The organism is Siminovitchia fortis, assembly GCF_007681465.1.
Classification (GTDB): Bacteria; Bacillota; Bacilli; order Bacillales; family Bacillaceae_C; genus Siminovitchia; species Siminovitchia fortis.
Genome location: NZ_VEKZ01000014.1, coordinates 1 through 22,710, shown reverse-complemented (window position 1 = coordinate 22,710; position 22,710 = coordinate 1). Strand labels below are relative to the sequence as shown.

At 47.1% G+C, this 22,710-nt stretch carries 23 protein-coding genes; 18 read left to right on the top strand and 5 right to left on the bottom strand.

What is annotated here, in order from left to right; genetic code table 11:
- Positions 1-64: 64 nt before the first annotated feature.
- The 3 genes from FS666_RS06965 to modA are packed head-to-tail and all read right to left on the bottom strand — an operon-like array spanning position 65 to position 2,212.
- On the bottom strand, positions 65-718 hold the full coding sequence (locus tag FS666_RS06965; protein WP_144460855.1) for a sulfate/molybdate ABC transporter ATP-binding protein: 654 nt from the start codon (positions 716-718) through the stop codon (positions 65-67).
- A 13-nt stretch (positions 719-731) separates the two neighbouring features.
- Positions 732-1,406 carry a molybdate ABC transporter permease subunit gene (gene modB, locus FS666_RS06960; protein WP_144460856.1) on the bottom strand — a complete coding sequence of 225 codons (675 nt, stop codon included), beginning with the start codon at positions 1,404-1,406 and terminating at the stop codon, positions 732-734.
- Between the two features lie 20 nt (positions 1,407-1,426).
- A complete protein-coding gene (gene modA / locus FS666_RS06955; protein ID WP_144460857.1) occupies positions 1,427-2,212 on the bottom strand; it encodes a molybdate ABC transporter substrate-binding protein in 786 nt (261 codons plus the stop codon).
- A gap of 149 nt (positions 2,213-2,361) precedes the next feature.
- On the opposite strand from modA, the gene FS666_RS06950 reads away from it, so the two are divergent.
- A complete protein-coding gene (locus tag FS666_RS06950) occupies positions 2,362-3,243 on the top strand; it encodes a sulfite exporter TauE/SafE family protein (protein ID WP_120072148.1) in 882 nt (293 codons plus the stop codon).
- A 77-nt stretch (positions 3,244-3,320) separates the two neighbouring features.
- On the opposite strand, the gene FS666_RS06945 is transcribed toward FS666_RS06950, so the two are convergent.
- Together FS666_RS06945 and FS666_RS06940 are read right to left on the bottom strand one after the other, a co-directional pair.
- Positions 3,321-4,607, bottom strand: a complete 1,287-nt coding sequence (locus FS666_RS06945; protein WP_144460858.1) for a DUF4179 domain-containing protein — start codon at positions 4,605-4,607, stop codon at positions 3,321-3,323.
- On the bottom strand, positions 4,600-5,127 hold the full coding sequence (locus FS666_RS06940; RefSeq protein ID WP_144460859.1) for an RNA polymerase sigma factor: 528 nt from the start codon (positions 5,125-5,127) through the stop codon (positions 4,600-4,602). Before FS666_RS06940 ends, FS666_RS06945 begins: the two co-directional genes overlap by 8 nt.
- Positions 5,128-5,340: 213 nt before the next feature.
- Here FS666_RS06940 and FS666_RS06935 point away from each other — a divergent pair, with 213 nt between their 5' ends.
- From FS666_RS06935 to FS666_RS06855, 17 genes are all read left to right on the top strand, one after another.
- Entirely contained in the window at positions 5,341-6,228 is an 888-nt protein-coding gene (locus FS666_RS06935) for a 5-oxoprolinase subunit B family protein (RefSeq protein ID WP_164876310.1), read from the top strand.
- Complete coding sequence (locus FS666_RS06930; RefSeq protein ID WP_120072154.1) at positions 6,225-7,211, top strand: 5-oxoprolinase subunit C family protein; 987 nt, start codon at positions 6,225-6,227, stop codon at positions 7,209-7,211. The genes FS666_RS06935 and FS666_RS06930 overlap by 4 nt, the downstream gene beginning before the upstream one ends.
- Positions 7,212-7,213: 2 nt before the next feature.
- Positions 7,214-7,456: an acetyl-CoA carboxylase gene (locus FS666_RS06925; protein ID WP_120072156.1), complete on the top strand. Its 243-nt coding sequence runs from the start codon at positions 7,214-7,216 to the stop codon at positions 7,454-7,456.
- Positions 7,457-7,490: 34 nt separating this feature from the next.
- Positions 7,491-8,840: an acetyl-CoA carboxylase biotin carboxylase subunit gene (locus FS666_RS06920; protein WP_244943862.1), complete on the top strand. Its 1,350-nt coding sequence runs from the start codon at positions 7,491-7,493 to the stop codon at positions 8,838-8,840.
- A 6-nt stretch (positions 8,841-8,846) separates the two neighbouring features.
- Complete coding sequence (locus FS666_RS06915) at positions 8,847-9,614, top strand: LamB/YcsF family protein (RefSeq protein WP_144460861.1); 768 nt, start codon at positions 8,847-8,849, stop codon at positions 9,612-9,614.
- A gap of 23 nt (positions 9,615-9,637) precedes the next feature.
- A complete protein-coding gene (locus tag FS666_RS06910) occupies positions 9,638-10,090 on the top strand; it encodes an SRPBCC family protein (RefSeq protein WP_144460862.1) in 453 nt (150 codons plus the stop codon).
- A gap of 30 nt (positions 10,091-10,120) precedes the next feature.
- A complete protein-coding gene (locus FS666_RS06905) occupies positions 10,121-10,648 on the top strand; it encodes a (2Fe-2S)-binding protein (RefSeq protein ID WP_144460863.1) in 528 nt (175 codons plus the stop codon).
- On the top strand, positions 10,648-12,996 hold the full coding sequence (locus FS666_RS06900; RefSeq protein WP_144460864.1) for a xanthine dehydrogenase family protein molybdopterin-binding subunit: 2,349 nt from the start codon (positions 10,648-10,650) through the stop codon (positions 12,994-12,996). Before FS666_RS06905 ends, FS666_RS06900 begins: the two co-directional genes overlap by 1 nt.
- Positions 12,993-13,850, top strand: a complete 858-nt coding sequence (locus FS666_RS06895) for an FAD binding domain-containing protein (protein ID WP_144460865.1) — start codon at positions 12,993-12,995, stop codon at positions 13,848-13,850. The genes FS666_RS06900 and FS666_RS06895 overlap by 4 nt, the downstream gene beginning before the upstream one ends.
- A gap of 539 nt (positions 13,851-14,389) precedes the next feature.
- Positions 14,390-15,322 (top strand): AAA family ATPase, encoded by a 933-nt coding sequence (locus FS666_RS06890; protein WP_244943861.1) that lies wholly within the window; start codon positions 14,390-14,392, stop codon positions 15,320-15,322.
- Positions 15,323-15,335: 13 nt separating this feature from the next.
- Positions 15,336-16,529, top strand: coding sequence for a vWA domain-containing protein (locus FS666_RS06885; protein WP_186306478.1), 1,194 nt, complete (start codon positions 15,336-15,338; stop codon positions 16,527-16,529).
- Between the two features lie 5 nt (positions 16,530-16,534).
- Positions 16,535-17,653, top strand: coding sequence for an XdhC family protein (locus FS666_RS06880; RefSeq protein WP_120072174.1), 1,119 nt, complete (start codon positions 16,535-16,537; stop codon positions 17,651-17,653).
- Positions 17,650-18,270, top strand: coding sequence for a nucleotidyltransferase family protein (locus FS666_RS06875; protein ID WP_120072176.1), 621 nt, complete (start codon positions 17,650-17,652; stop codon positions 18,268-18,270). Before FS666_RS06880 ends, FS666_RS06875 begins: the two co-directional genes overlap by 4 nt.
- A 54-nt stretch (positions 18,271-18,324) precedes the next feature.
- On the top strand, positions 18,325-20,358 hold the full coding sequence (locus FS666_RS06870; RefSeq protein ID WP_120072179.1) for a sigma 54-interacting transcriptional regulator: 2,034 nt from the start codon (positions 18,325-18,327) through the stop codon (positions 20,356-20,358).
- Positions 20,359-20,360: 2 nt separating this feature from the next.
- On the top strand, positions 20,361-21,251 hold the full coding sequence (locus FS666_RS06865) for a 5-oxoprolinase subunit B family protein (RefSeq protein WP_235870329.1): 891 nt from the start codon (positions 20,361-20,363) through the stop codon (positions 21,249-21,251).
- Position 21,252: 1 nt separating this feature from the next.
- Positions 21,253-22,230, top strand: a complete 978-nt coding sequence (locus FS666_RS06860; RefSeq protein WP_144460867.1) for a 5-oxoprolinase subunit C family protein — start codon at positions 21,253-21,255, stop codon at positions 22,228-22,230.
- Between the two features lie 17 nt (positions 22,231-22,247).
- Positions 22,248-22,475, top strand: a complete 228-nt coding sequence (locus tag FS666_RS06855; protein ID WP_144460868.1) for a group-specific protein — start codon at positions 22,248-22,250, stop codon at positions 22,473-22,475.
- The last annotated feature ends 235 nt before the right edge of the window (positions 22,476-22,710 follow it).

The following is a 22,710-nucleotide window of genomic DNA, read 5'->3' as shown; positions in this document are numbered from 1 at the left end:
TTCTAAGGGATAAACTGAAATAAGAAAAGCCTCCCGAATCCAAGAGGCTTTTTGTTTGGAAACTTTATGGGGATGCAATGGTGACTGAATCTTTTCTTGGCTTCTTCTCTACAATCTTGCCTGCTCTTAAAAATAAAATCCGATTCCCCAATTTTTTCGCTTCCTCACGGTTATGGGTGACCATAACAATGGGAATCCGCCATAACTGATGAACACGGAGCAGTTCTTCATGGCTTTTTTCTCTTGTTTCATCATCAAGAGCTGAGAATGGCTCGTCCAACAAAAGAGCGTCAGGTTCAGTGGCGATCGCTCTCGCAATGGCTGTGCGCTGTTTTTCCCCTCCGGAAATTTCGGATGGATACTTGGCTGCCAGGTGTTCGATCCGAAGCTCTTTCATCAAGTATTTGGCAAATTTTTCATTTTTCATGCCGTAGGCGATATTTTTCCAGACAGTCATGTGCGGGAAAAGGGCGTAATCTTGAAAAAGATATCCTATATTTCTTTTTTGGATAGGTACAAGGGGCTTGTCGTCAAAAAAATCTGTTCCGTTTAAACGGATGATCCCGGAATCCGGATGGCTCAGTCCTGCGATACTATTAAGGATAGTCGTTTTACCAGAACCGGAAGGACCGGAAAGGACGACAATTTCATTGGCGGCCGAGAATTGTATATTCAGTTCAAAATGAGACAGTTGTTTTTGAATATCTACGGTGAGCACAGTCAACCCTCCATCAGGACTTCGAATGTTTCATCATATTCCTTTTGCTCCACCAGTTCAGCCATAGGATAGCACTGAATCCGAGTGCAACAATAATGATGACCCAAAATTTGGCCAGATCCATATTTCCGGATTCCACTGCGAAGTAGATGGCGAGCGGAATCGTGTCCGTCACATTCGGGATATAGCCGGCAATCATCAGCGTGGCGCCGAATTCACCCAGGGCGCGGGCGAATGAAAGGACGGTTCCTGCCAGCAGCCCCGGCCAGGCAAGGGGAAAGGAGATGGTCCAAAATACTTTCCATTTCGAGGCGCCCATCGTATAGGCCGCGTTCTCAACGTTCAGGTCATATTGTTGAAATGCGGCGGCAGCACTTTGGTACATCAATGGAAAAGAAACAACAACCGCGGCGATGAGAACTCCGTACCATGTGAATACGATCTGGAAGTCGAACCAGTCGAGCAATAGCTTCCCTATGAACCCGTTTTTTCCAAAAACATATAAGAGCCCAAAGCCGACAACGGTCGGGGGCAGTACGAGCGGAAGCAAAATGATGGCTTCCACAACACTTTTCCCATAAAAAGAGTTGCGCCCGATGATCCTTGCCAGGACAACACCCGTGATAAAGACGATGACCGTTGCGATGGCAGCTGTTTTAAATGATAGTACAAGCGGAGAATAGTTCATAACATCCTACCTTACAACAATTATGGCTTGAATCCGTATTTTTCCAAAATGCTCTGTGCTTCTTCAGTCTTCAGGAATTTCAGGAAGTCTGACGCTTCTTTTTCGTGCTTTGTATCCGCAAGGACAGCGCCCGGATAGATGATCGGATCGTGAAGCGATTCATCGACAGTCGATAAAATCCTGATTTTATCGGAAGTCATCGCATCACTTTCATAGACAAATCCGATGTCAGCGTTTCCGGTTTCAACATATGTCAACACTTGGCGAACGTCCTTTGCCCGGACGAGTTTTCCTTCCAGCTCATCCCATTTTTTTAAGTTATGTAAAATTTCCTCCGTATACTTTCCGGCAGGAACGCTTTCCGGATTTCCGACAGCAATTTGATCCACATCCGCAGCAGATATTTCATCGGCTGATTTGTAATCGATTTTGGAGGCCTCTCCTGTGATCAAAACGATTTTATTGCCTGTGACATCCTCTCTGGTTGAGGTATTGACAAGGTCATCTTCTTCCAGTTTATCCATCCATTCCCGGTTGGCCGAAATGAAAATATCCACCGGAGCTCCCTGCTGGATCTGCTGGGCCAGTGTGCCTGATCCGCCAAGATTAAATGTCAAATCTACTGGATGGTCTTTTTCATATAGTTCTTTGATTTCTTCCAGCGCGTCAGTAAGACTAACTGCGGCGGAAACAGTCAATGGTATTTTTTCTTCTTTTAGATCTGTTTCCCCTGCCTGGCTGTTGCATCCTGCCAGAGGCAGTGAGAAAATAAGAGACATAAAGATTAAGATTGTGAACTTTTTCATCGTGGGGTCCCCTTTTGCCTGATTACAACAGCAGCAATTGTTATTTCCAATTATAGTTGGTTCGATGGTGCCTGTCACTCCCCGAAATATGTTGAAATAATGCAGGGGCAAGGCAACTCCGGGAAAATGCAATAGGTTGGGGTGGTTTTATGTGGATTTTAGCATTTTTGATCGGCTTATTTTCAGGAATGATTTCCGGCATGGTATCGGTTGGAGGAAGCATTATCGCTACGAGCATGCTGATCTTGATATCAGCCGTTTTTCAATTGAAACTGAATATGAAACAGATTGTGACGACAACTGCTTTTTATACACTTTTTACAACAATTTCCGGAGCAGTCTATTTTTGGCTGCAAAAACTGGTTGTCAGTAAAATTGTCATATACTTTGGTATCCCTGCAGTGATTTCCAGCTTAATTTCATCCTTGCTGGCCAACTCATTCAACGACAATGTGCTGCAAGGGATTTTTTCCTTTTTTGCGCTGTTGGCCGCGGTGGCGACCTTTTTACCGAACAGCGGAAAAGAACTTGAAGCGGAAGGCGGATTTCCGTATTTCACTGCCATTTTTCTCAGCATCATCGTCGGATCGATTGGAGGCATGATCGGTGTTGCAGCCGGATTTCTGTACATGCCGATATTCCTGCGGTTGTTTCGTTTAACGATAAGGCAGGCTGTGGGCACCGGCATGGTTGTGGGCGGGATGCTTTGTGTAGGAACAATTTTGGGAAAACTGAACTGGGAATATATCCGGATGGACGTCATAGCACCACTCGCAATCAGCGGCATTATCGGTGCTCTGATCGGAGGAAAGTTAACATCATTGATCAGCGAAAAATGGCTGAACCTCTTGATGTGCCTGATCATAGCAGCTATTGCCGTCCAGACGATCGTTGTATTCCTGGCGGATTCATTAATGGTGGGTATCCCGGTTGTTGTGGCGGTTGCATTGGCGATGTCAGCGTTATTCATATGGCTTATTTTTAGTTTGAATAAAATCAGTGTGAAAACCAATAAGGGAAATGTTAATTAGCATTGCACGAATCATAAAACAAACCAGCATTTTGTTTCTGGCGAAAAAAACCTGCCCACAGACAGGTTTTCGTGCATCTACTTTACGGGGATATCAATTTTTTTACTATAGTGCTTTATATAATGCATTCCTTCTATCAATAACGACTCAGGTTCGGCCTTTGTTTCGAATAGCAGGGTACGCTTTTTTATGATCCGTCCATCTTTTTGTTCCTCTTCGGTTTGTTTTACGGTGGTTGATAAAGGTACCTCTCCGCTAATAGTTTCTACGGATACTTCATCAAGCATGACATCGTCATCTGTCGCGATCGTAATTTCCAAACCTTGTGGAGTCGAGGAGATTTTTTTGACGAATAAATCCCTTCCGCCAATTATAAAAGGTTTATTTTTCACGGTATCAAGCTTTATCTTCTTCCCAAGTTTCTTATATCCGGCGAATTGGTTTACCACAAGCTTAAGTGAATCAAGCTTCTTCGGTAATGCATCGAAGCGCAGGTCAAACTTTGTGCCGTTAGGTCCCGACTCAGAGCCGCTCCCGATTGAATCGACCGGCACGCCATTGACGATCAATTCAATGCCGTCAAATGGAAAAGGAACCCTGTCAAAATTTCCAACATTAAGTTTACCGTCTATAACCGTCAATGTTGGGGTAGCTGTAATGGATTTGAAGGTAATTGTTCCTTTATCCACTTTCACGGTCTTATTAATCTTTTGTTTAAGCTCAGTCTGCATGGCTTTGTTCGGATCATAAGGGAAAGTGATACTTTCAACTTCCATTGGACCGTCCTCAGCTTCCCAATAATGAAAGGTCAGTTTTTTTGAAAAAGGACTGACAGGCTCGAAATACATCGTTCCTTTGATTTCGGTGTTTTCATTATTGGACATATATTGGCCGCTTTCGAATTTTGCATTCGTTAAAAACCCGGTAATTCTAAGTGGTTGAAAAAAGTCAATAGTCTTTTCATCCAATCCTTTTGGATTCCTTAATGTATAATACATGATCATTTGATTTGAGTCTGCTATGATTCCGTCAATAGTAAGTTGAGTTCCGTCTTTAAGGGCTGCCTTCTTATCAACGGTTTGGCCCGAGCCGTTGTCGTTCAGCTCTTGTAAGGTGCTGTTCATGATTTCATCGAAGCCAAGCAGTTTCTTTCCATAGTAGGCCAAGGCATTATATTGGTACCCGGCAGCAACTATGAATACGAGGACGATGGCCGCCAATTTCAATAAAACTGGGGAGCGCTTCAACCTTTTTGGAGGTGCGGATTGCAGGACGTCTTTTAGCCTTGATTCTAATTCCTCTGGTGCTGTGATGGAGTTCAGGCGTCTCTTTTCTTCATTCAACAGCTTTTCAACATCATTCATTCGAATCACCCCCAAAAATTTCCCTCAGTTTCTTCAAACCCACGAAAATCCTCGATTTGGCCGTCCCAATTGAAACACCGGTTATTTTAGCTATTGTTTTGTAATCCAAATCATGAAAATATTTTAGTTCGATGGCTTCCCTTTGATGATCATTCAGATGGATCAGCATGTTCTGAATATCCAAACGCTGTTCACTGCTTAAAAAAGGAGCCAGGTATGAATGTTGGGCATCCGATGCGCTTTCCAGCGGGATTATTTTCTGTTGCTTAATGAAGGTGGATTTACACATGTTCACTAAGATTGTTTTACTCCAGCTGTAAAAAGCTTCGGCTTTTTTGAGTTGATCAATTTTTTGGTACAATGTAAGAATCATATCCTCCATGACGTCCATCGCATCATGCTCATTTTTCATGTATGTCAAAGCAAGTCTATAATAAGCATCCTTTTCTGCCATGACCAACTGAAGCAATGCTTCTTTGTCCCCCTTTTTTGCCCTTTTTACCAACCGACCTGCATCCATGCCCTCACCTCACTTACTTATAAGAGTAATCATAGATGAAAAAAGTTCATTTTTATATAAAATTTTTTGGTAAGGTTCATTTGAATTTCAAAAACGAAAGGTAACATTTCATTTTTGAAATATTAATAGGCGGAGGAAACTGAAAATACGAATGAATAACACTTTTTAATCATTGGCATGGATATTGCAACATAAGAATGGCAGATAGAGTAAATGAGAGGTGAAGTGTTTATGGCCCGTTACGAATACGGCGGAGATGAGTTTATTTTTGTCGAACTGGCAGAAGAGATGAGCCTTGAAGTGAACTTTCAGGCGATGGCGATCACGAAACAATTAAAGGAAGAACAGATTCCGGGCATCCTGGATATTTGCCCTTCGAACGCTTCCTACATGGTTCGATTTGAACCTGAGAAAATCCATCCGGACAAGCTGATTTCAAAATTGAAAGATTTGGAGCAAACGATTTCCATCGATGACTTTGAATTATCGTCAAGAATGGTCGATGTTCCCGTTTTGTTTGAAGATCCGTGGACACATGAAACGGTGATGAGGTTTAGGGAACGGCACCAGGATCCAAACTCGACCGATTTGGAATACACCGCTCGGATCAATGGCTTCGATTCAACGGATGCCTTGATCGATGCCATGACAGGATCTCCGTATCTTGTCACGATGATCGGCTTTGTTCCCGGGCTTCCGTGGTGCTATCAGATGGTTCCGAGAGAGCAGCAGATCGAAGCGCCGAAATATGTCCGGCCCAGGACTTTTACACCTGAAAGGGCTTTCGGACTTGGCGGAGCATTCACTGTCATCTATCCGGTAGATGGAGCCGGGGGATACCAATTATTCGGAATTGCCGCTGCTCCGATTTTTGAAAAAGACAGCAAGTTATACGACTTCCAGGATACGATGACATTCCCTAAACAGGGTGACATCTTCAGATACCGGAGTGTGACAAGGGAAGAATATGATTCAATCAGAAAAGAAGTGGAAGATGGGACCTTCCGCTATCTGACGAAGGAGATCACTTTTACCCCGAAGCAAGTGCTCGATAATCCGAAAGCGTTTTCCGAAGAAGTGTTAAGGAGGTTATACTCATGATCAAAGTGAAAAATCCCGGTTTGCAAACAACCGTTCAGGATGTTGGGCGGATTGGACATTATGAAGTGGGAATGCCTCCTTCAGGGGCAATGGACCAGTTTTCATACAAAGTGGGCAACCTTCTTGTCGGAAATGATGATGGAGCGGCATCGCTGGAAATTACATATATGGGGCCTGTCCTTGAATTTGAACAGGACGCGGTCATTGCGCTGACAGGAGGGGAAATCCCTCCAAAGATCAACGGGGAATCCGTTCCCATGTGGGAGACATTATCGCTCAAGGCCGGCGATACATTGTCATTCGACTTTGTCAAAGGAGGAGCCAGGGTCTATCTTGCCGTACAGGGCGGGATCGACGTTCCCCCGGTCATGGAATCGAGATCAACCTATACATTATGCGGAATCGGGGGCTTGGACGGACGTGCGCTGCAAGAAGGCGACGAACTGAAAGTCGGAAATGATGTCATACAGCAGGTGAAAATCGGGACCCGCATTCCGGACGGAATAATACCCAAATTTTCGAAGGAGCATGAAATTCGGGTCATCATGGGCCTATGCAGCTACCGTCTGACAGAAGAAAGCAAGGAGCGTTTCTTTTCTTTGGACTGGACGGTCACTCCTGAAGCGAACCGGGTCGGCTACCGCTTTAAAGGGGAGCGCTTGAATTTCGTGGAAAGAGAGCAGCCGTTTGGCGCCGGGAGCAACCCTTCCAATGTTGTGGATCTGGGTTACCCGATCGGTTCCATTCAGGTACCGGACGGTGTCGAGCCGATCGCTTTGCTGAATGATGCTGTCACAGGAGGCGGATATGCGACAATTGCCACGATCATCAGCACAGACCTGAATAAGATGGCCCAGGCAAAGACGAATGAAAAGGTACGCTTCATCTCCGTCAATATTGATGAGGCGCTTGAAGCAAGAAAGGCAGAAAAAGACAAGATTGAACAAATAAGAGAGCAAATCCAATCACAACAGGAGGTTTAATCATGGAAGAGAACAAAACAATTATTTCACCGATTCCGGGAGTGTTTTACCGGAAGCCGGCCCCGGACAAAGAGGTGTACGTCAATGAAGGAGATTCAGTCAAAGCGGGTGATGTCATCGGTTTGGTCGAGGTCATGAAAAATTACTATGAAATCAAAGCGGAAGCGGACGGTGTGATCGATCGTTTTTTAGCGGATAATGAGCAGCTTTTGGACGCCGGACAGGAAATTGCCATTTTAAAATAAACCATTAACCTGTTTTTACAAAGGAGAAATGCCTGTGTTTTTTAAACGAATATTAATAGCAAACAGAGGAGAGATTGCCCGCAGGATTATACGTACATGCAACCGCCTCGGAATTGAATCCGTTGCTGTTTATTCCGAGGCGGATGCCGCAATGCCGTTCGTCAAAGAGGCGACGGCCGCAGTCTGTGTAGGCCCGACTCAAGCCAAGAAAAGCTATCTTGACATAGACAACATCATCCAGGCGGCCAAAGAGACAGATGCGGATGCCATCCACCCGGGATACGGATTTTTATCAGAGAACCCTGCATTTGTGCGACGCTGTGAGGAAGAAGGGATCACGTTTATCGGGCCGGCAGCAAAAGCGATTGAACTGATGGGGAGCAAGCTCGAAGCCCGCGCCCAGATGCAGGAGGCAGGAGTTCCGGTTGTCCCTGGATCGGAAGGGCGGTTGGAGTCTGTTGAAGAAGCCGTGAGCCTTGCCGGTGAAATTGGTTATCCGCTCATGCTGAAGGCCAGCGCGGGCGGAGGCGGGATCGGCATGCAGCTTGTCCATAATGCCGAAGAACTGGAAAAAGCCTTCGATTCCACGAAACAAAGAGCCGAGTCTTTCTTTGGGGACGGGGATTTATTCCTGGAAAAATGGATTAATGAACCCCGTCATATCGAAGTTCAGATCGCAGCAGACGAACATGGAAACGTCATCCACCTGTACGAGCGGGAATGCTCCGTCCAAAGGAGAAACCAGAAAGTGGTGGAGGAGAGCCCTTCCCCGTTTTTAGATGAAAAATTAAGGAAAGAGCTGCTGCAGACGGCGATCCGCGGTGTCCAGCATATCGGGTATACGAATGTCGGGACGATGGAATTCATTTTCGATGGTGAGAAAAACTTCTACTTCCTTGAAATGAATACGCGCCTTCAGGTCGAACACCCTGTTACCGAGGAGATTACCGGTTTGGACCTTGTGGAGCTGCAGTTTCAGCTGGCTGCAGGCGAAAAGCTTCCTTTTGGGCAGCAAAACATCAAAAAGCACGGCCACTCCATCGAATGCCGCCTGTATGCAGAAGATCCGAACACCTATTTTCCGTCACCGGGCACCATCAAGCGATTGATTTTGCCAGGCGGGGCAAGGCTCGATTTTGCCGTTGAAGAAGGGAGCCAAGTATCGCCGTTTTACGATCCGATGATCGGGAAAATCATTGTCCATGGAGACGATCGGCATCAAGCCATTGGAAAAATGCAGGCAGCACTCGAAAAGTTGGAAGTTGAAGGCATTACAACAAACCTTCCGCTTCTATATGACATTATGGAAAATGCCACTTTTAAAAAAGGTGAGTATACAACAAAATTTTTGGATGAATTCCAGAAGGAACGCCAGGTGAGGTGATAGATAATGTACAAAGTTGATTTGAACTGTGATATGGGTGAGAGTTTTGCTCTTTATGAGATGGGAAATGACGAAGAAATGATGAAGTACATTACCTCTGCAAATATTGCATGCGGATTCCATGCGGGAGATCCGCAGGTGATGAGACGGACGGTTGAAATGGCAAAAGCGCACGGAGTGGGCATCGGAGCCCATCCTGGCTTCCCTGATCTGCTTGGATTCGGACGCCGCTATATGATGTGCACGGCTCAGGAAGTGAAGGACTACATCACGTATCAGACAGGGGCGTTAAGGGAATTTGCCCGGGCAGCCGACGTCGACATCCAGCATTGCAAGCCGCATGGCGCATTGTTCATGAAAGCAATGGAAGACAGAGAGCTTGCGCGGGCAGTTTTGGAGGCAATCCACGCCGTGAATCCGGAAACGGTCGTTTTTGCCCTAAATAATTCCGAAGTATGGGAAGAAGCGAATAAAATGGGGATTCCGGTTGCGCTTGAAACTTATTCGGACCGTGAGCATACAGAAAATGGGTCGATCGTGCTGACGAGGAAGGGGCAGGCTATCCAGGATTATGATGAAATGGCCCAGCGGGTTGTCCGCATGGTCAAAGAGGGGAAAGTCACTACCCACGACGGAAAAGAGGCTTCCGTCAAGGCGCAAACAATTTGCATCCACGGAGATACACCGGGTGCCCCTGAGCTTGCCAAAGCGATTGTTTCCGCATTGAAGGCAAATGATGTGGATATTGTACCTGTCAAGGAAGTCATCGGTTAATAGAGAACTAGGAGTGATCAACTGTGAAAATAGAAAACTCTCATACGTTTAAAGGCATTTCTGTCGAAACACTTTGGAATACACTGCAAAATAAGGAGGTGTTGCGAGGGGCTTTGCCGGGATGCAAATCGTTTGATGAAGTGGAAGATGACGTATATGATGCCGAGCTTGGCATCAACGTGGGTCCAGTTAAAGGAGTGTTCACGGCGGAAGTCCGGCAAGTGGAAAAAAGGGAGCCGGAGTTTTATAAGCTGCTAGTCCATGGGAAAGGGAAACCTGGTGAAATCGATGCAGTGGCTGAAATGGGATTGAAAGATTCAGAGGCAGGGGCGGTTCTTACTTGCAGCGCAGATGTAAAAGTGACCGGTATTCTTGCTTCTGTCGGACAGCGTGTCATGGGAGGCGTAGCCAAGCTGTTGTTGGGACAATTTTTCAAAGATATTGAAAAAGAAACGAAAAAAATCGCAAACCTGTAATGATCATATCTAAATGAGGAGGCGCGGTTCATGACAAACGAAAAAATGAAGGTGAATATGACCGTCAATGGCCGGGAGCGGAGTGCAGAAGCTGAACCACGGATGCTGCTTGCCCATTTTTTGCGTGATGAGCTTGGTTTGACCGGTACACATATCGGCTGTGATACGAGCCAATGCGGAGCGTGCACAGTGATGGTGGACGGTGCTGCCGTGAAATCCTGCACGATGCTTGCCGTTCAGGCGGACGGAGCAGAAGTGACGACTGTGGAAGGAATCGGCACGGTTGACAATCTGCACCCCATGCAGCAAGGATTTTGGGAGGAACATGGGCTTCAGTGCGGTTACTGTACTTCGGGGGTCATGATGGCGATGATCGGCCTGTTAAACGAAAATCCCAATCCGACTGAGAAAGAGATCCGGGAAGGGCTGGAAGGCGTTATCTGCAGATGTACAGGCTATCAGTTTATCGTGAAGGCTGTTCAAAAAGCGATACAAATCATGGCGGAAACCGATCGGCCGATACCGGCAAAAGAAGCTGTTGGGGAGGTGCGCTCGTAATGGCGACTGTAGTTGGAACCAGTGTGAAAAGAAAAGAGGATCCCAAGCTGCTTACAGGGACCGGATATTTCTCTGATGATATCAAATTGCCCGGCATGCTGCATGCCGTCATATTAAGAAGCCCCCATGCCCATGCAAAAATCAAAAGCATCAATGTGGAAGAAGCATTGAAATTACCGGGTGTTGTAAAAATTTATACCGGCAAGGATTTGGAAGGAAAAATCGGAAGAATCCCTTCATCGTGGCTTGTTCCGGACAGCAATTTAAAAGAAGCGCCCCAATATCCGCTTGCCATTGACCGTGTCCGTTACGTAGGTGACGGTGTCGCCATGCTGATTGCTGAAGACAGGTATGCTGCCCGCGATGCGCTTGATCTGATTGATGTTGAATACGAGGTGCTGCCTCCTGCTGTTCATCAGAAAAAGGCGATGGAAGATGGTGCACCGCTTGTCCATGATGATATTGAAAACAATATCGCTTTCCATTGGAAGGCCGGCGAGATCCCTGAAGAAGTTTTTCAATCGGCGGAAGCGGTCGTCAAGGAGAGCTTCCATGTTCAGCGGGTCGCGCCAAGCCCGATGGAAACACGCGCAGCGGTAGGACAATATCACCCGGCTACGGGAGAATTGACACTTTATTGTACATCGCAAAACCCGCATATCCACCGGATGGTTCTTTCAGGAGTTCTTGGAATTTCGGAAACCAAGCTTCAGATCATTGTGCCTGATATGGGCGGAGGTTTTGGCGGGAAAATCGGCGTGTATCCGGATGAAGCCCTCGTCGGCTATGCCGCACGCGATCTGCAGCAGCCTGTCAAATGGATCGAACAGCGCAACGAACATTTCATGGCATCGAATCATGGCCGGGATGAAATCATTGAGGTGGAGCTTGCAGGGAGCCGCGATGGAAAATTATCGGCTATCCGGGTGAAAAATACAGCCAACATGGGAGCATACCTCTCTACAATGGGCCCGGGGGTTCCAACCATTGATTTCGGCCTCATGATTACAGGCGCCTATGATATCCCGCATGCTTCATGCGAAACGTTCGGAGTCTATACGAACACGACGCCTACGGATGCGTACCGCGGAGCCGGAAAGCCGGAAGCAACCTACCAGATTGAACGGATCATCGATCTGTTTGCAAGGGAAATCGGCATGGATCCGCTTGAACTCCGGAAAAAGAATTTCGCTCCAAAGGAAGCTTTTCCATATACGAATGCCCAAGGGCTTGTATATGACAGCGGAGACTATGAGAAGCCATTGAAGAAAGCTTTGGAAATCATCGATTATGAAAAGCTCCGCAAAGAGCAGGAAAACTTGCGCAAAGAAGGAAAGCTGATCGGCATCGGGTTGTCTACATACGTGGAACTGTGCGGTTTTGGTCCATCGGCGGTCGCCGGCGCCATCGGATTCCAGGGAGGCGTCTGGGAAAACTCCACCGTCCGTGTACATCCTTCGGGAAAAGTGACTGTTTTTGCCGGAACTTCTCCGCACGGGCAGGGACATGCAACAACATTCGGACAGGTGGTAGCAGACAAGCTGGGCATCCCAATGGACGATATTGAATTCGTTTTCAATGATACAAAAGCTGTTTCCATGGGCTGGGGAACTTATGGATCGCGTTCAACCGCTGTGGGTGGAGGCGCTGTTGCATTTGCCGCTGAGCGCGTCGTTGAAAAAGCCAAAAAGATTGCTGCCCATGAACTCGAGGTTTCTGCCGAAGACATTGATTTTGAAAATGGCGTATTTAAAGTAAAAGGCGTTCCAGGCCGCGAGCGCACGTTCCAGGAAATCGCCAGATCGGCGAACTATGCCTGGAATCTCCCGGAAGGAATGGAGCCATCCTTGGAAGGGCAAGCCTTCTTCGATCCGGAGAACTTCGTTTATCCGTTCGGCACGCATATTGTTGTGGTCGAAATTGATCAGGATACAGGAGAGATTGAGCTTAAACGGTATATAGCTGTCGATGATGTCGGACGTGTCATTAACCCGCTTACAGCATCAGGGCAGGTACATGGCGGCATAGCCCAGGGTGTAGGACAGGCCATGTGGGAAGGCATTGTCTACAACGATGAGGGACAGCTTATGTCCGGTACGTTTATGGACTATACAATGCCAAAAGCACGGTTCTTCCCCGAAATTGAAAATTCTTTTACGGAAACCTTGTCGCCTGTCAATCCATTGGGCTCCAAAGGTGTGGGAGAAACGGGAACGACCGCTTCCATTCCAGCCGTTATGAACGCGGTGGTAGATGCACTCGCACCGTTTGGCATCACCGATATTGATATGCCGCTTACCCCTGAAAAAGTATGGCGGGTAATTCAAAAAGGGAGGGAACAAGCATGATTCCTGCTAAATTTGATTATGTTCGCGCCGATTCCATTGAACAGGCCATTCAATTATTACAGGAGAGCGATGGGGAAGGCAAGCTGATCGCCGGCGGGCACAGTTTGCTCCCCCTGATGAAGTTCAGGCTGACTGAACCCGGGACTTTGATTGATATCAGCCGGATTTCCGAATTAAAAGGAGTGCACAAAGATGGGGACCGCGTCGTTGTCGGAGCAATGACCACCCATCGCGAGGCGGCCACTGATCCGGTCATTAAAGAACATATTCCAATATTGGCAGAAGCTGCACGCCAAGTCGGGGATATTCAAATCAGGAACCGCGGAACGGTCGGAGGCAATATCGCGCATGCGGATCCGGCCGCAGACCTGCCTGCAGCTGCGATTGTTCTCGATGCAGAGCTGACAATCCAAGGGGAAGAAGGCGAAGAAACGATGAGCCTTGACAGCTTCATCATCGGACCGTTGATCACGATGATGCCTGAGAACAGCATCGTTACAAGTATATCTTTTGCTATTCCTCCTTCACATACAAAATCGGCGTATTTGAAATATTTTCACCCGGCATCAGGCTATCCTGTCGTAGGGGTTGCCGCAGTTGCCGGAACAGATAGTAACGGGAAAATCGATTATGTCAGGGTGGGAATCACCGGGGCAGGAGATATGGTATTCCGGGCGGAAGCTGTAGAAGAAGCGCTGATGGGGCAAGTTCCTTCCGAATCCGTCATCGACTCGGCTGCCGGTCTTGCGGTGGAAAACGCGGATATGGGAAGCGACCTGTTTGCATCGGAAGAATATAGGGAACAGCTATGTAAAATTTATACAGCTCGCGCGTTGAAATCCGTTTTACTGTAAAAATGCTTTTTGTCTATAAAAAATGAATTCAAAAATTCAACACATAATCACGAGCAGATTTCCTAATATTCGCCGCTTTTTCAATGAACTTAGTTAATGGGTCGGACCGCCAACGCCCGCAGAAGGGTTTTAACGGCAGACGCGGTCAACGGCAGAGCGAGCCAATGCCCGCGCGGGAGCTATTTCAAAGAACACGGTCACTGGTCCGACTGTCCAATGCCCGGGCGGGTGCCTTTCAAAGGACGCGGTCACTGGGCCGCCTCTCCAATGCCCGCGCGGGAGCTATTTCAAAAAACGCGGTCACTGGTCCGACTGTCCAATGCCCGCGCAGGCGCTATTTCAAAGAACGCGGTCACTGGTCCAGACCGTCAACGCCCGCGCGGGTGCTTTTTCACCGAAACCGGGCATTGGCCGATTTGTTCTGATCAGAATGGAAATTACAAGAATTAAGCCAATTTCCTGTCAACCTGGGGAGTTGTCCTATTTGCCCGCTTTGATCAAGGTGTTTTTCTTTTCTAACCAGGGTCTGCGCTTTAACAGTGCGGCCCCTTCATTTTCAAGTTAACTTTCCAAACGAGGTGATTTATATCGGCCGTCATGCACAAACAATCGAAGAAGCATTCAGGGAACAAGGGTATATCACCGACCCGGCAACATTAACAGCACTCCATCTTGTAACAGCGCTGAACAAGCCCCTGTTGATCGAAGGCCCGGCAGGCGTCGGAAAGACGGAGCTTGCAAAGGTGCTGGCCAAGTCTTTGAATACGCGGCTGATCCGGCTGCAATGCTATGAAGGGCTTGACGCCAGTTCAGCTTTATATGAATGGAATTACGCCAAACAAATGCTCCATATTCGTTTGACTGAAAACAGCGATACTTCATTGGCCGAAAAAGAGGCAGCCATTTTCAGCAAACCATTCCTCCTTACGCGCCCCATTCTCGATGCTCTGACAGATGAGCACTCTTCACCCGTGCTTCTGATTGATGAGGTAGACAGGGCGGATGAGGAATTTGAAGCTTTTTTACTGGAGGCCCTTGCTGAATTTCAAATCACCATTCCGGAATTGGGCACCATTCAGGCGAAGCATCCGCCATACGTCATTTTGACGTCCAATCGGACCCGGGAACTGAGTGATGCGCTGCGCAGGCGCTGTCTGTATCATTGGGTTACATATCCGGATGTTGAAAAAGAGTCCGCCATCCTTCATGCCCGAATTCCAAATATCAACGATCAGCTGACAAAGCAGATCGTCCATATGATGCAGCTTGTCCGCAAGATGCCGCTGGCAAAAATTCCGGGAATAGCCGAAAGCCTTGATTGGGCTTTCGCTTTGATGGCACTGAACCAAAGTGAGCTGGACAAAGAGGCAGTACTTCAAACATTGGGCTGCTTTATCAAGGATCAGGAAGATTGGGAAACCGTTGAAAAAGAGATCAATGAAGGGAATCTTCTTTCCATGGCCAAGGTCTAAAGGAGGCTGGAACATGCTGACACGGACACTTTCCAACCATATATTAAAATTCTGCCTTCATTTGCGGGATCGGGGTTTTTTGATCGGGCCGCAGGAAACGATGGACAGCATCCGCGCCGTCCAGACGATTGATATTTTCAATAGAGACCAATTTCAGGCGTGTTTACGGCTTGTTCTCTGCTCCAGCATGGAAGAGCAGCCCATTTTCGACCATGCGTTCAAAGAGTTCTTTTTTAACATAAAAGAAAATAGATTAAGTGAAGAATTGCTTCATTATCTAAGTGATGAAGAAAAAAATGGACGAAAAGAAAAATCTGATCAGGAGAAGCCGCATGAACGCAAAAATGAAACAGCGGGTAAACAGGGGACGGTTCCCTCAGGATCACCGGGAATACAATCACAAGGCGGTGAAACCGCCAAAGAAGAACGGAAATTATCATGGGTTGCTTCAAGAGCAGCCTTTAAGCAGTCCGATGAATTTCAGGCCTATATCCCTCCCGATGAACTCGGGGATATGGAAAAAGCGGCTAAAATGCTTGTGAGAAAAATTGCGCTGACAAGAGCGCACTCCTGGCAATCTGCGAAAAAGGGGATCAGGCTCGATTTTCGGAAAACGATGCGCGCCAATCTTCAGACAGGCGGCTATCCTGTCCATCTATATTGGAAAAAAAGAAAAAAACAGGGTGCCAAGTTTGTGCTTTTATGCGATGCAAGCCGTTCCATGTCCCTTTATACCCAACGGTTCCTGCAGTTCGCTTATGCATTGTTAAAATGTACGAAGCATGTGGAAGTGTTTCTTTTTTCTACAAAAATCAAAAGAGTGACGGATCAGCTGCTGGATAAACGTACGGATCTCCCGGCTTTAAGCAAGCTTGAGAATTCCTGGGGCGGGGGAACCTGCATCGGTGAATCGATCTATTCGTTTGTACAGGATTACGGCCCGCAAATGCTCCATCAAGATACGGTCGTCATAATCGCCAGCGACGGCCTGGATGCCGGGGATATCAGCCGCATGGCGTGGTCGATGGGAGAGATTCAAAGAAGGACATCTTCCGTCATTTGGCTCAATCCGTTGCTGAAAATTGAAGGCTATGAACCGACGGCCCGCGGAATGAAGGCGGCACTTAAATATATCGATCTTTTTGCCGAAGCCTCCGATGCACATTCATTCCTGAAGCTTGCAAAGAAAATAAAGATTAGGAGGTAAAGAGTATGACTGAAAATGAGAAAATCATCCAGGCTGTCATAGATACCCGGGTAAAAGGCGTCAAAGCTGCCCTTGCAACGGTTGTCCGCGTGTACGGATCAGCTTACCGCCGGGAAGGGGCCAAAATGCTGATAGATGAACATGAAAATCGGATCGGCATGGTTTCAGGCGGCTGCCTCGAAGCGGATGTTGCAGAAGTGGCGAAGCAGGTGATCAGCTCCGGCACTCCCCTTTTAAAAACATATGACATGGATGAAGACCTTGTCTGGGGGCTAGGGCTGGGCTGTCCTGGTACTGTCGATATTTATATCGAGCCGGTTCCGCAAAAGAAGGATCCAGCCTTTGACCTTTGGTTGGCCACTATAAAAGAAGAGCAGCCCTGCGTTCTGGCGACCATTTTACTGGAAAAAGGCGACTCCGAGCGTATCTTCATTCCGAAAAAAGGAGCGCCGGCCGGGGATTTTTCGGATTCAACGGTTCAAGCGCATGTCATCACGATGGCACAGCAAAAGATGAAAGAAAAAAATCCGAAGTCTCTTTCCCAGTCCTTTACAATGGAGAACGGCAAGGAGATTGATATTTTTATTGATGTGTATATGCCGCCGGCTGAGCTTGTGATTTTCGGCGCCGGACATGACGCCATTCCAGTGGCCCAATACGCAGTGTCGCTCGGATGGAAAACAATCTTAGTCGATCCGCGGCCCTTCTATAACAGTGAAGAAAGATTTCCGGGAACGGTAAGGATTTTGGTCGACACTTCCAAATTGAAGGATGAAGTAAAAATCGGCGGGCATACATATGTGATCGTCATGAACCACCATATTGAAAGGGATCGGGAAACGCTGAAATATGTCTTGCCTTCACCGTCTCCATATATCGGGGTTCTCGGCCCGCGCAAGCGTCGTGTCCGGATGCTTGAGGCCATTCAAGGGGAAGGGATCCGCTTTACGGAGGAACAGCTTCGGCGGATGCACAGCCCGATTGGCCTTGATATCGGTTCGGAAACGCCTGAGGAAATTGCCATCAGCATCATGGCAGAAATCATCGCGGTGCAAAAAGGGCATCATGGAGGATTTTTGCAAGATGCAAATACGATCCACCAAGGAGCAACTGTAAACTTATGATGGAACAGACAAGTGCCATCATTCTTGCCGCCGGCACTTCATCCAGAATGGGAACAGCGAAGCAATTGCTGCCTTTAGGAGACCGCCCCATCCTGGCGCATGTCATTGAACATGTGCTTGCAGAAAACTTTTCTGAAGTCATCGCTGTAATCGGGCATGAGGCGGAAGCGATCCGGCGGGCGATTCCCGTTAAGGATGATCGGTTCCGCTGGATATTGAATGAAGATTACAGACAGGGGCAGGGAACCTCTTTAAAATTGGGCATAAGCCAAATGAGCGAACGCCATTCCAGTGTAATGGTGTTTCTTGCCGATCTTCCTTTTATTTCTCAAAAAACGATTCACGATATATATACGCAGGGAAATGCCATGCTTCAAGACATGGATGCACCGTTTGTTGTACAGCCAAGCTTTCAAGGGACCGCCGGCCATCCGGTTTTTTTCGGTCATGTAAAAACGGAATGGTTCCAGCAGGTTGAGGGTGATCAGGGTGCAAAAGCGATTATGGGCCGGTTCTCAATAAGGAAACGGGTTCCCGTTGAGGATCGGGGGGTTTTATATGACATCGATACGCCTGAAGCATATGAGGCGGCTCTGCAAAACTATCGGCAAAGTTGATGGAAAAGAGATATAATAGATGAAACACCTCTTCGGCGGAACAGGAGGGATCCTTTGATTCTTTGGAAAGACATCCTGAAACCGATTACAGCAGTGGTCGGACACGACTATTCTATCAAGTCGGCCATTCAAAAGATTACAAGTGAGCGGACCGATATCGCCTTTGTTGAAAAGCAAGGCGCACTGATAGGCTATATAACAAACAGCCATTTGCTTGAGCAGATTGGGGCAGGCCAAAGCCTTGATGAACCGATCCAATATAAGGAAGATATTTTAAAGGTTCCCGATTCGCTTCCGGTCGAATTTTTTCATAATGTGACGACGGTCATCGGAGTTGATTCAAGCGGAGGCGTCACCGGTTATAGTACGGTCAAGAATGCCCGCCATCAAATCAATGAACTGCAATTGATCCATTTAAATGAGATCATCCATGGGGCGGGTGTAGGAATTATCAGGACGAACAGCCAATTTAAAATCGAATTTATGAACGAAACAGCGGAAAGATTTTTGGGGCTGCCCGGGTCTTTTCTATTATCCCGCAATTATAAAGCACTGTTGACGATGGAAAAAGATTTGCAGAGGGTGCTGGATGGGGAAACGCTTGTAAGCGTGAACAGCACGATCAATTTTAAACAAATGAGCGGCAACTTTTATCCGCTGAAAATAGATGGGAACATCACAGGACTTGTACATATGTTTTACCTCCGGGAGGAATTCGAAGAGGCCGTCCAGGAATTGGACTTTGTCAGGCATCTGTATTCCGACCTGCAGGCGGTGTATGATTCCTCCAATGAGCAGATTTTGGTCATTGACGAAAAAGGGACAATCCTTCGTGTGGCCGGTCAGTTTTTGAGCAGCTTTTGGAAAACGAAGGAAGCCGATCAGATCATCGGAAAGCAAATCGAGGATTTCACAAGGCGGAATATTTTTCAGCCGAATATATTTGAATTATGTGTCAAACAGGGGAAGAAGGTCACTTCCATTCAGCAGTCCTCCGGAAAAACCCGAATTTGGTCCGTAGCTACGCCTGTTTATCATGAAGGAAAGCTGGAAAAAGTGGTCATTCTTTCACGGGATATCACATCGACGGCGCCAATTAATGCCGAAACAGAGTTGAATCCGGAGCTCTTTGAAACTGAAACGGAGAAAAAACAGTTGGTTTACCGTTCAGGCAAAATTGCTTCCTTATTGAATAACCTTCGGAGAGCCGCCAAGATGAATTCTACGATTCTTCTTGAAGGCGAATCAGGAGTAGGCAAGGAAATTTTCGCGCATGAAATCCACTTTGCCAGCCAACGGAAGGACTGCCCCTTCATTCGGGTCAACTGCGGCGCCATTCCTGAGCAGCTGATCGAAAGCGAACTGTTCGGTTATGAAAAAGGTGCCTTTACGGGTGCTGACCGCAGAGGGAAGGCAGGCCTGTTTGAGCGGGCTCATACGGGAACGATTTTTCTTGATGAAATTGGCGACCTTCCGCTGAATATGCAGGTAAAATTGCTCCGCGTCATACAAGAACGGGAAATGGCTCGGATTGGCGGCACGGAAACCATTCCGATTGATGTCCGCATCATCGCAGCCACGAATAAAGACTTGAAAGCAATGGTGGCAAAGGGTGATTTCCGGGAAGATCTCTTCTACCGATTGAATGTCATTCCTTTTTGCATCCCTCCGCTGCGCGAAAGGAAAGAAGATATTTTTCCACTGGCGGTTTATTTCCTGGAGGAGTTCAAGCGGACGTACAACATCGAAAAGAGCTTTACTCCCGATGCGATTTCAGTGCTGGAAATGTACGGATGGCCGGGAAACATCAGGGAGCTTGAAAATATTGTGGAAAGATTAATTGTATTAAGCCAGGAAGAATGGATCGACCGCGAAGTTGTTTTGAAGGTTCTGTATGGTGAGGAAGAAGCTAAGAAGAAACAGCCGCTCGTACTGGAGATGATGCCGCTTAAAGAGGCGGTAGCCGAACTGGAAACGCAGCTGATTGAACTGGGGATGAGAAAGTACGGAACGGCGGCAAAAGTGTCTGAAATATTAGGGGTAAGCCCCGCCACCATCAGCAGACGGATGAAAAAGATCAAAAAATAGAGGTGGAGACGTTGTTTACATTGCCTGAAACGAATTTTAATTTTGGCGGTGACGAGTATATATATGCCGAGATTTCCCGTGACATGAGGGTAGAGAGCAATTTTAAGGCATTGGCCATTACCGCTGAACTGAGAAAAAGAAACATTCCGGGCATTACGGACATTGTTTCCTCCAACGCCTCTTATTTGGTCCGCTATAACCCTGACATCATTTCAGCGCGGGATCTGCTGGACTTTTTAAGGGAAATCGATTTGACGAAAAGCGATCCGAAAGAATTGAACCTGTCAGTGCGGATCGTCGAGATTCCGGTCTGGTATGATGATCCGGTGACAGGGGAGTATTCCGAACGGTTCAAAAGCAGGCATGATTCTCCCGAAATAACAAACTTTGAATATGTGATGCGGACAAATGGATTTAAGAGTAAGGAGGCTTTTATAGAAAAACATTCAAGCACTCCCTACCTGATTACGATGGTTGGCTTTCTTCCCGGAACCGCTTGGCATTTTCCGCTTGGCATCCAGCCCGAAGATATGATCCAGGCACCGAAGTACGCAAGTCCCCGAACGGATACGCCTGCTAGAAGCATCGGGATCGGAGGAGCATTCAATGTCATATACCCTGTTAACGGACCGGGAAGCTACCAGCTTATCGGCATGTCCGCTGTCCCTGTTGTGGATCATGAAAAATATTTGCCTGAACTGGAATCCTATTTTTTGGCACGTCCGGGTGACATTTGGAAATACAGATCCGTCGGCGAGTCCGAATACGTGCGGATCCGTGAAGCTGTGGAGGCAGGGACGTATAAATACCGGATGAAAAATATAGACCTGTCTCCCTTGGAATATGCTGAAAGAGGAAATGAATACATCCGTGAATTGACAGGAGACTTTTAACATGATAGAAATCATTGAACCGGGACTATGGACCACCGTGCAGGATCTGGGCCGGCTGGGAAACTATCATTTAGGTGTGCCGCCATCAGGTGCAGCAGATAAATTTTCATTCATGGCCGGAAATCTCCTTATAGGAAATCCGGTTGACTTCGCCGGGCTGGAAATGACTTTATTCGGCGGGAGAATGGTATTTCACAAAAATACAGTCATCGCTTTGACCGGGGCTCCGATGGAAGCCTTGATCAATGGGCGTCCGATGGAATTTTGGAGAGCTGCGGAGGTTCGGGAAGGAGATGTCCTTACCCTGAATGCATGCTGGGAGGGAGTAAAAGCTTTTTTATGTGTGTCCGGCGGGATTGATGTTCCGGAAGTGCTTGGAAGCCGATCGACCTATGAATTAAGTAAAATCGGCGGATTTAAAGGAAGAAAATTGGAGAAAGGTGACAAGGTAAGCATGAATGAACCGTTACCCGGAGTTTTCAAACAGGCTGGCAAATCCGTTCCGCAAGAATTTATCCCGGGTTTCAGCCGGTCACAGGAAATCAGGGTAACGATGGGGATCAAAGGACACATGATCAGCGACCAGGGATTGAAGGCATTTCTTAATTCGGAATGGACCGTTTTGCCCGAATCAAATCGGGTTGCCTATCGGTATACCGGGGCAAAGGTTTCTTTTATAGAGGAAGAGCCCCCATTTGGAGCAGGCAGCAGTTTTACAAATGTCGTAGACTTTGCCTATCCCATCGGCGGAATTATGTTCCCGAATGAAGAAGAGCTGATCGTTTTGCAAAATGATGCAACGACGGGCGGCGGATTTGTTACGATAGGTACGGTCATCAGCCAAGATTTGGATCTGATTGCCCAGTCCCGTCCGCTTTCTACATGCAGGTTTACAGCCATCACACTTGACCAGGCTATCGAGGTAAGGAGAGAGCGGAAAGAGAAGCTGGCGCGGTTGGAAGAACTGTTAAAAAGATAAATAGAAAGGTGATTGAAATGAGCAAATGCAATATTGACCATTCTCTTGAAAGTGTGGTTGCCAAGCTTGAAAGCCAGGCAGAATTTTTGCCTGGGGGTCTGGCAGAAGAACTGGGACAATTTTTAAGCAGTGATCAACCGCAGGATACCTTGAATGAAGTATTTCACTTATTGAAGAAATATGATCTGGCTTCTGTGGAAGAGAGAAAAGAGAGGGATCGGAAGCTGGAGCAGTATATCAAATAAAAAGGGTATAATGCAGACCAAATGACAGTTAAAAAGTGAAAGGAAAATAATCTTATGTTCTTTCAAAAATTATAGCGGGATAGGTAGAAGTTTACGGGTCTCATGAAGGATAAGGAAGTAAGTGCTGGGCGGAAACGTTTAAGTTTCCGCTCAGTTTATTTTTACAAAGTAAAAGCGTACAATGTCAAATACTTTTTTCAAGTTTTAGAGTAACTCAAAGACACCTACCGTAATT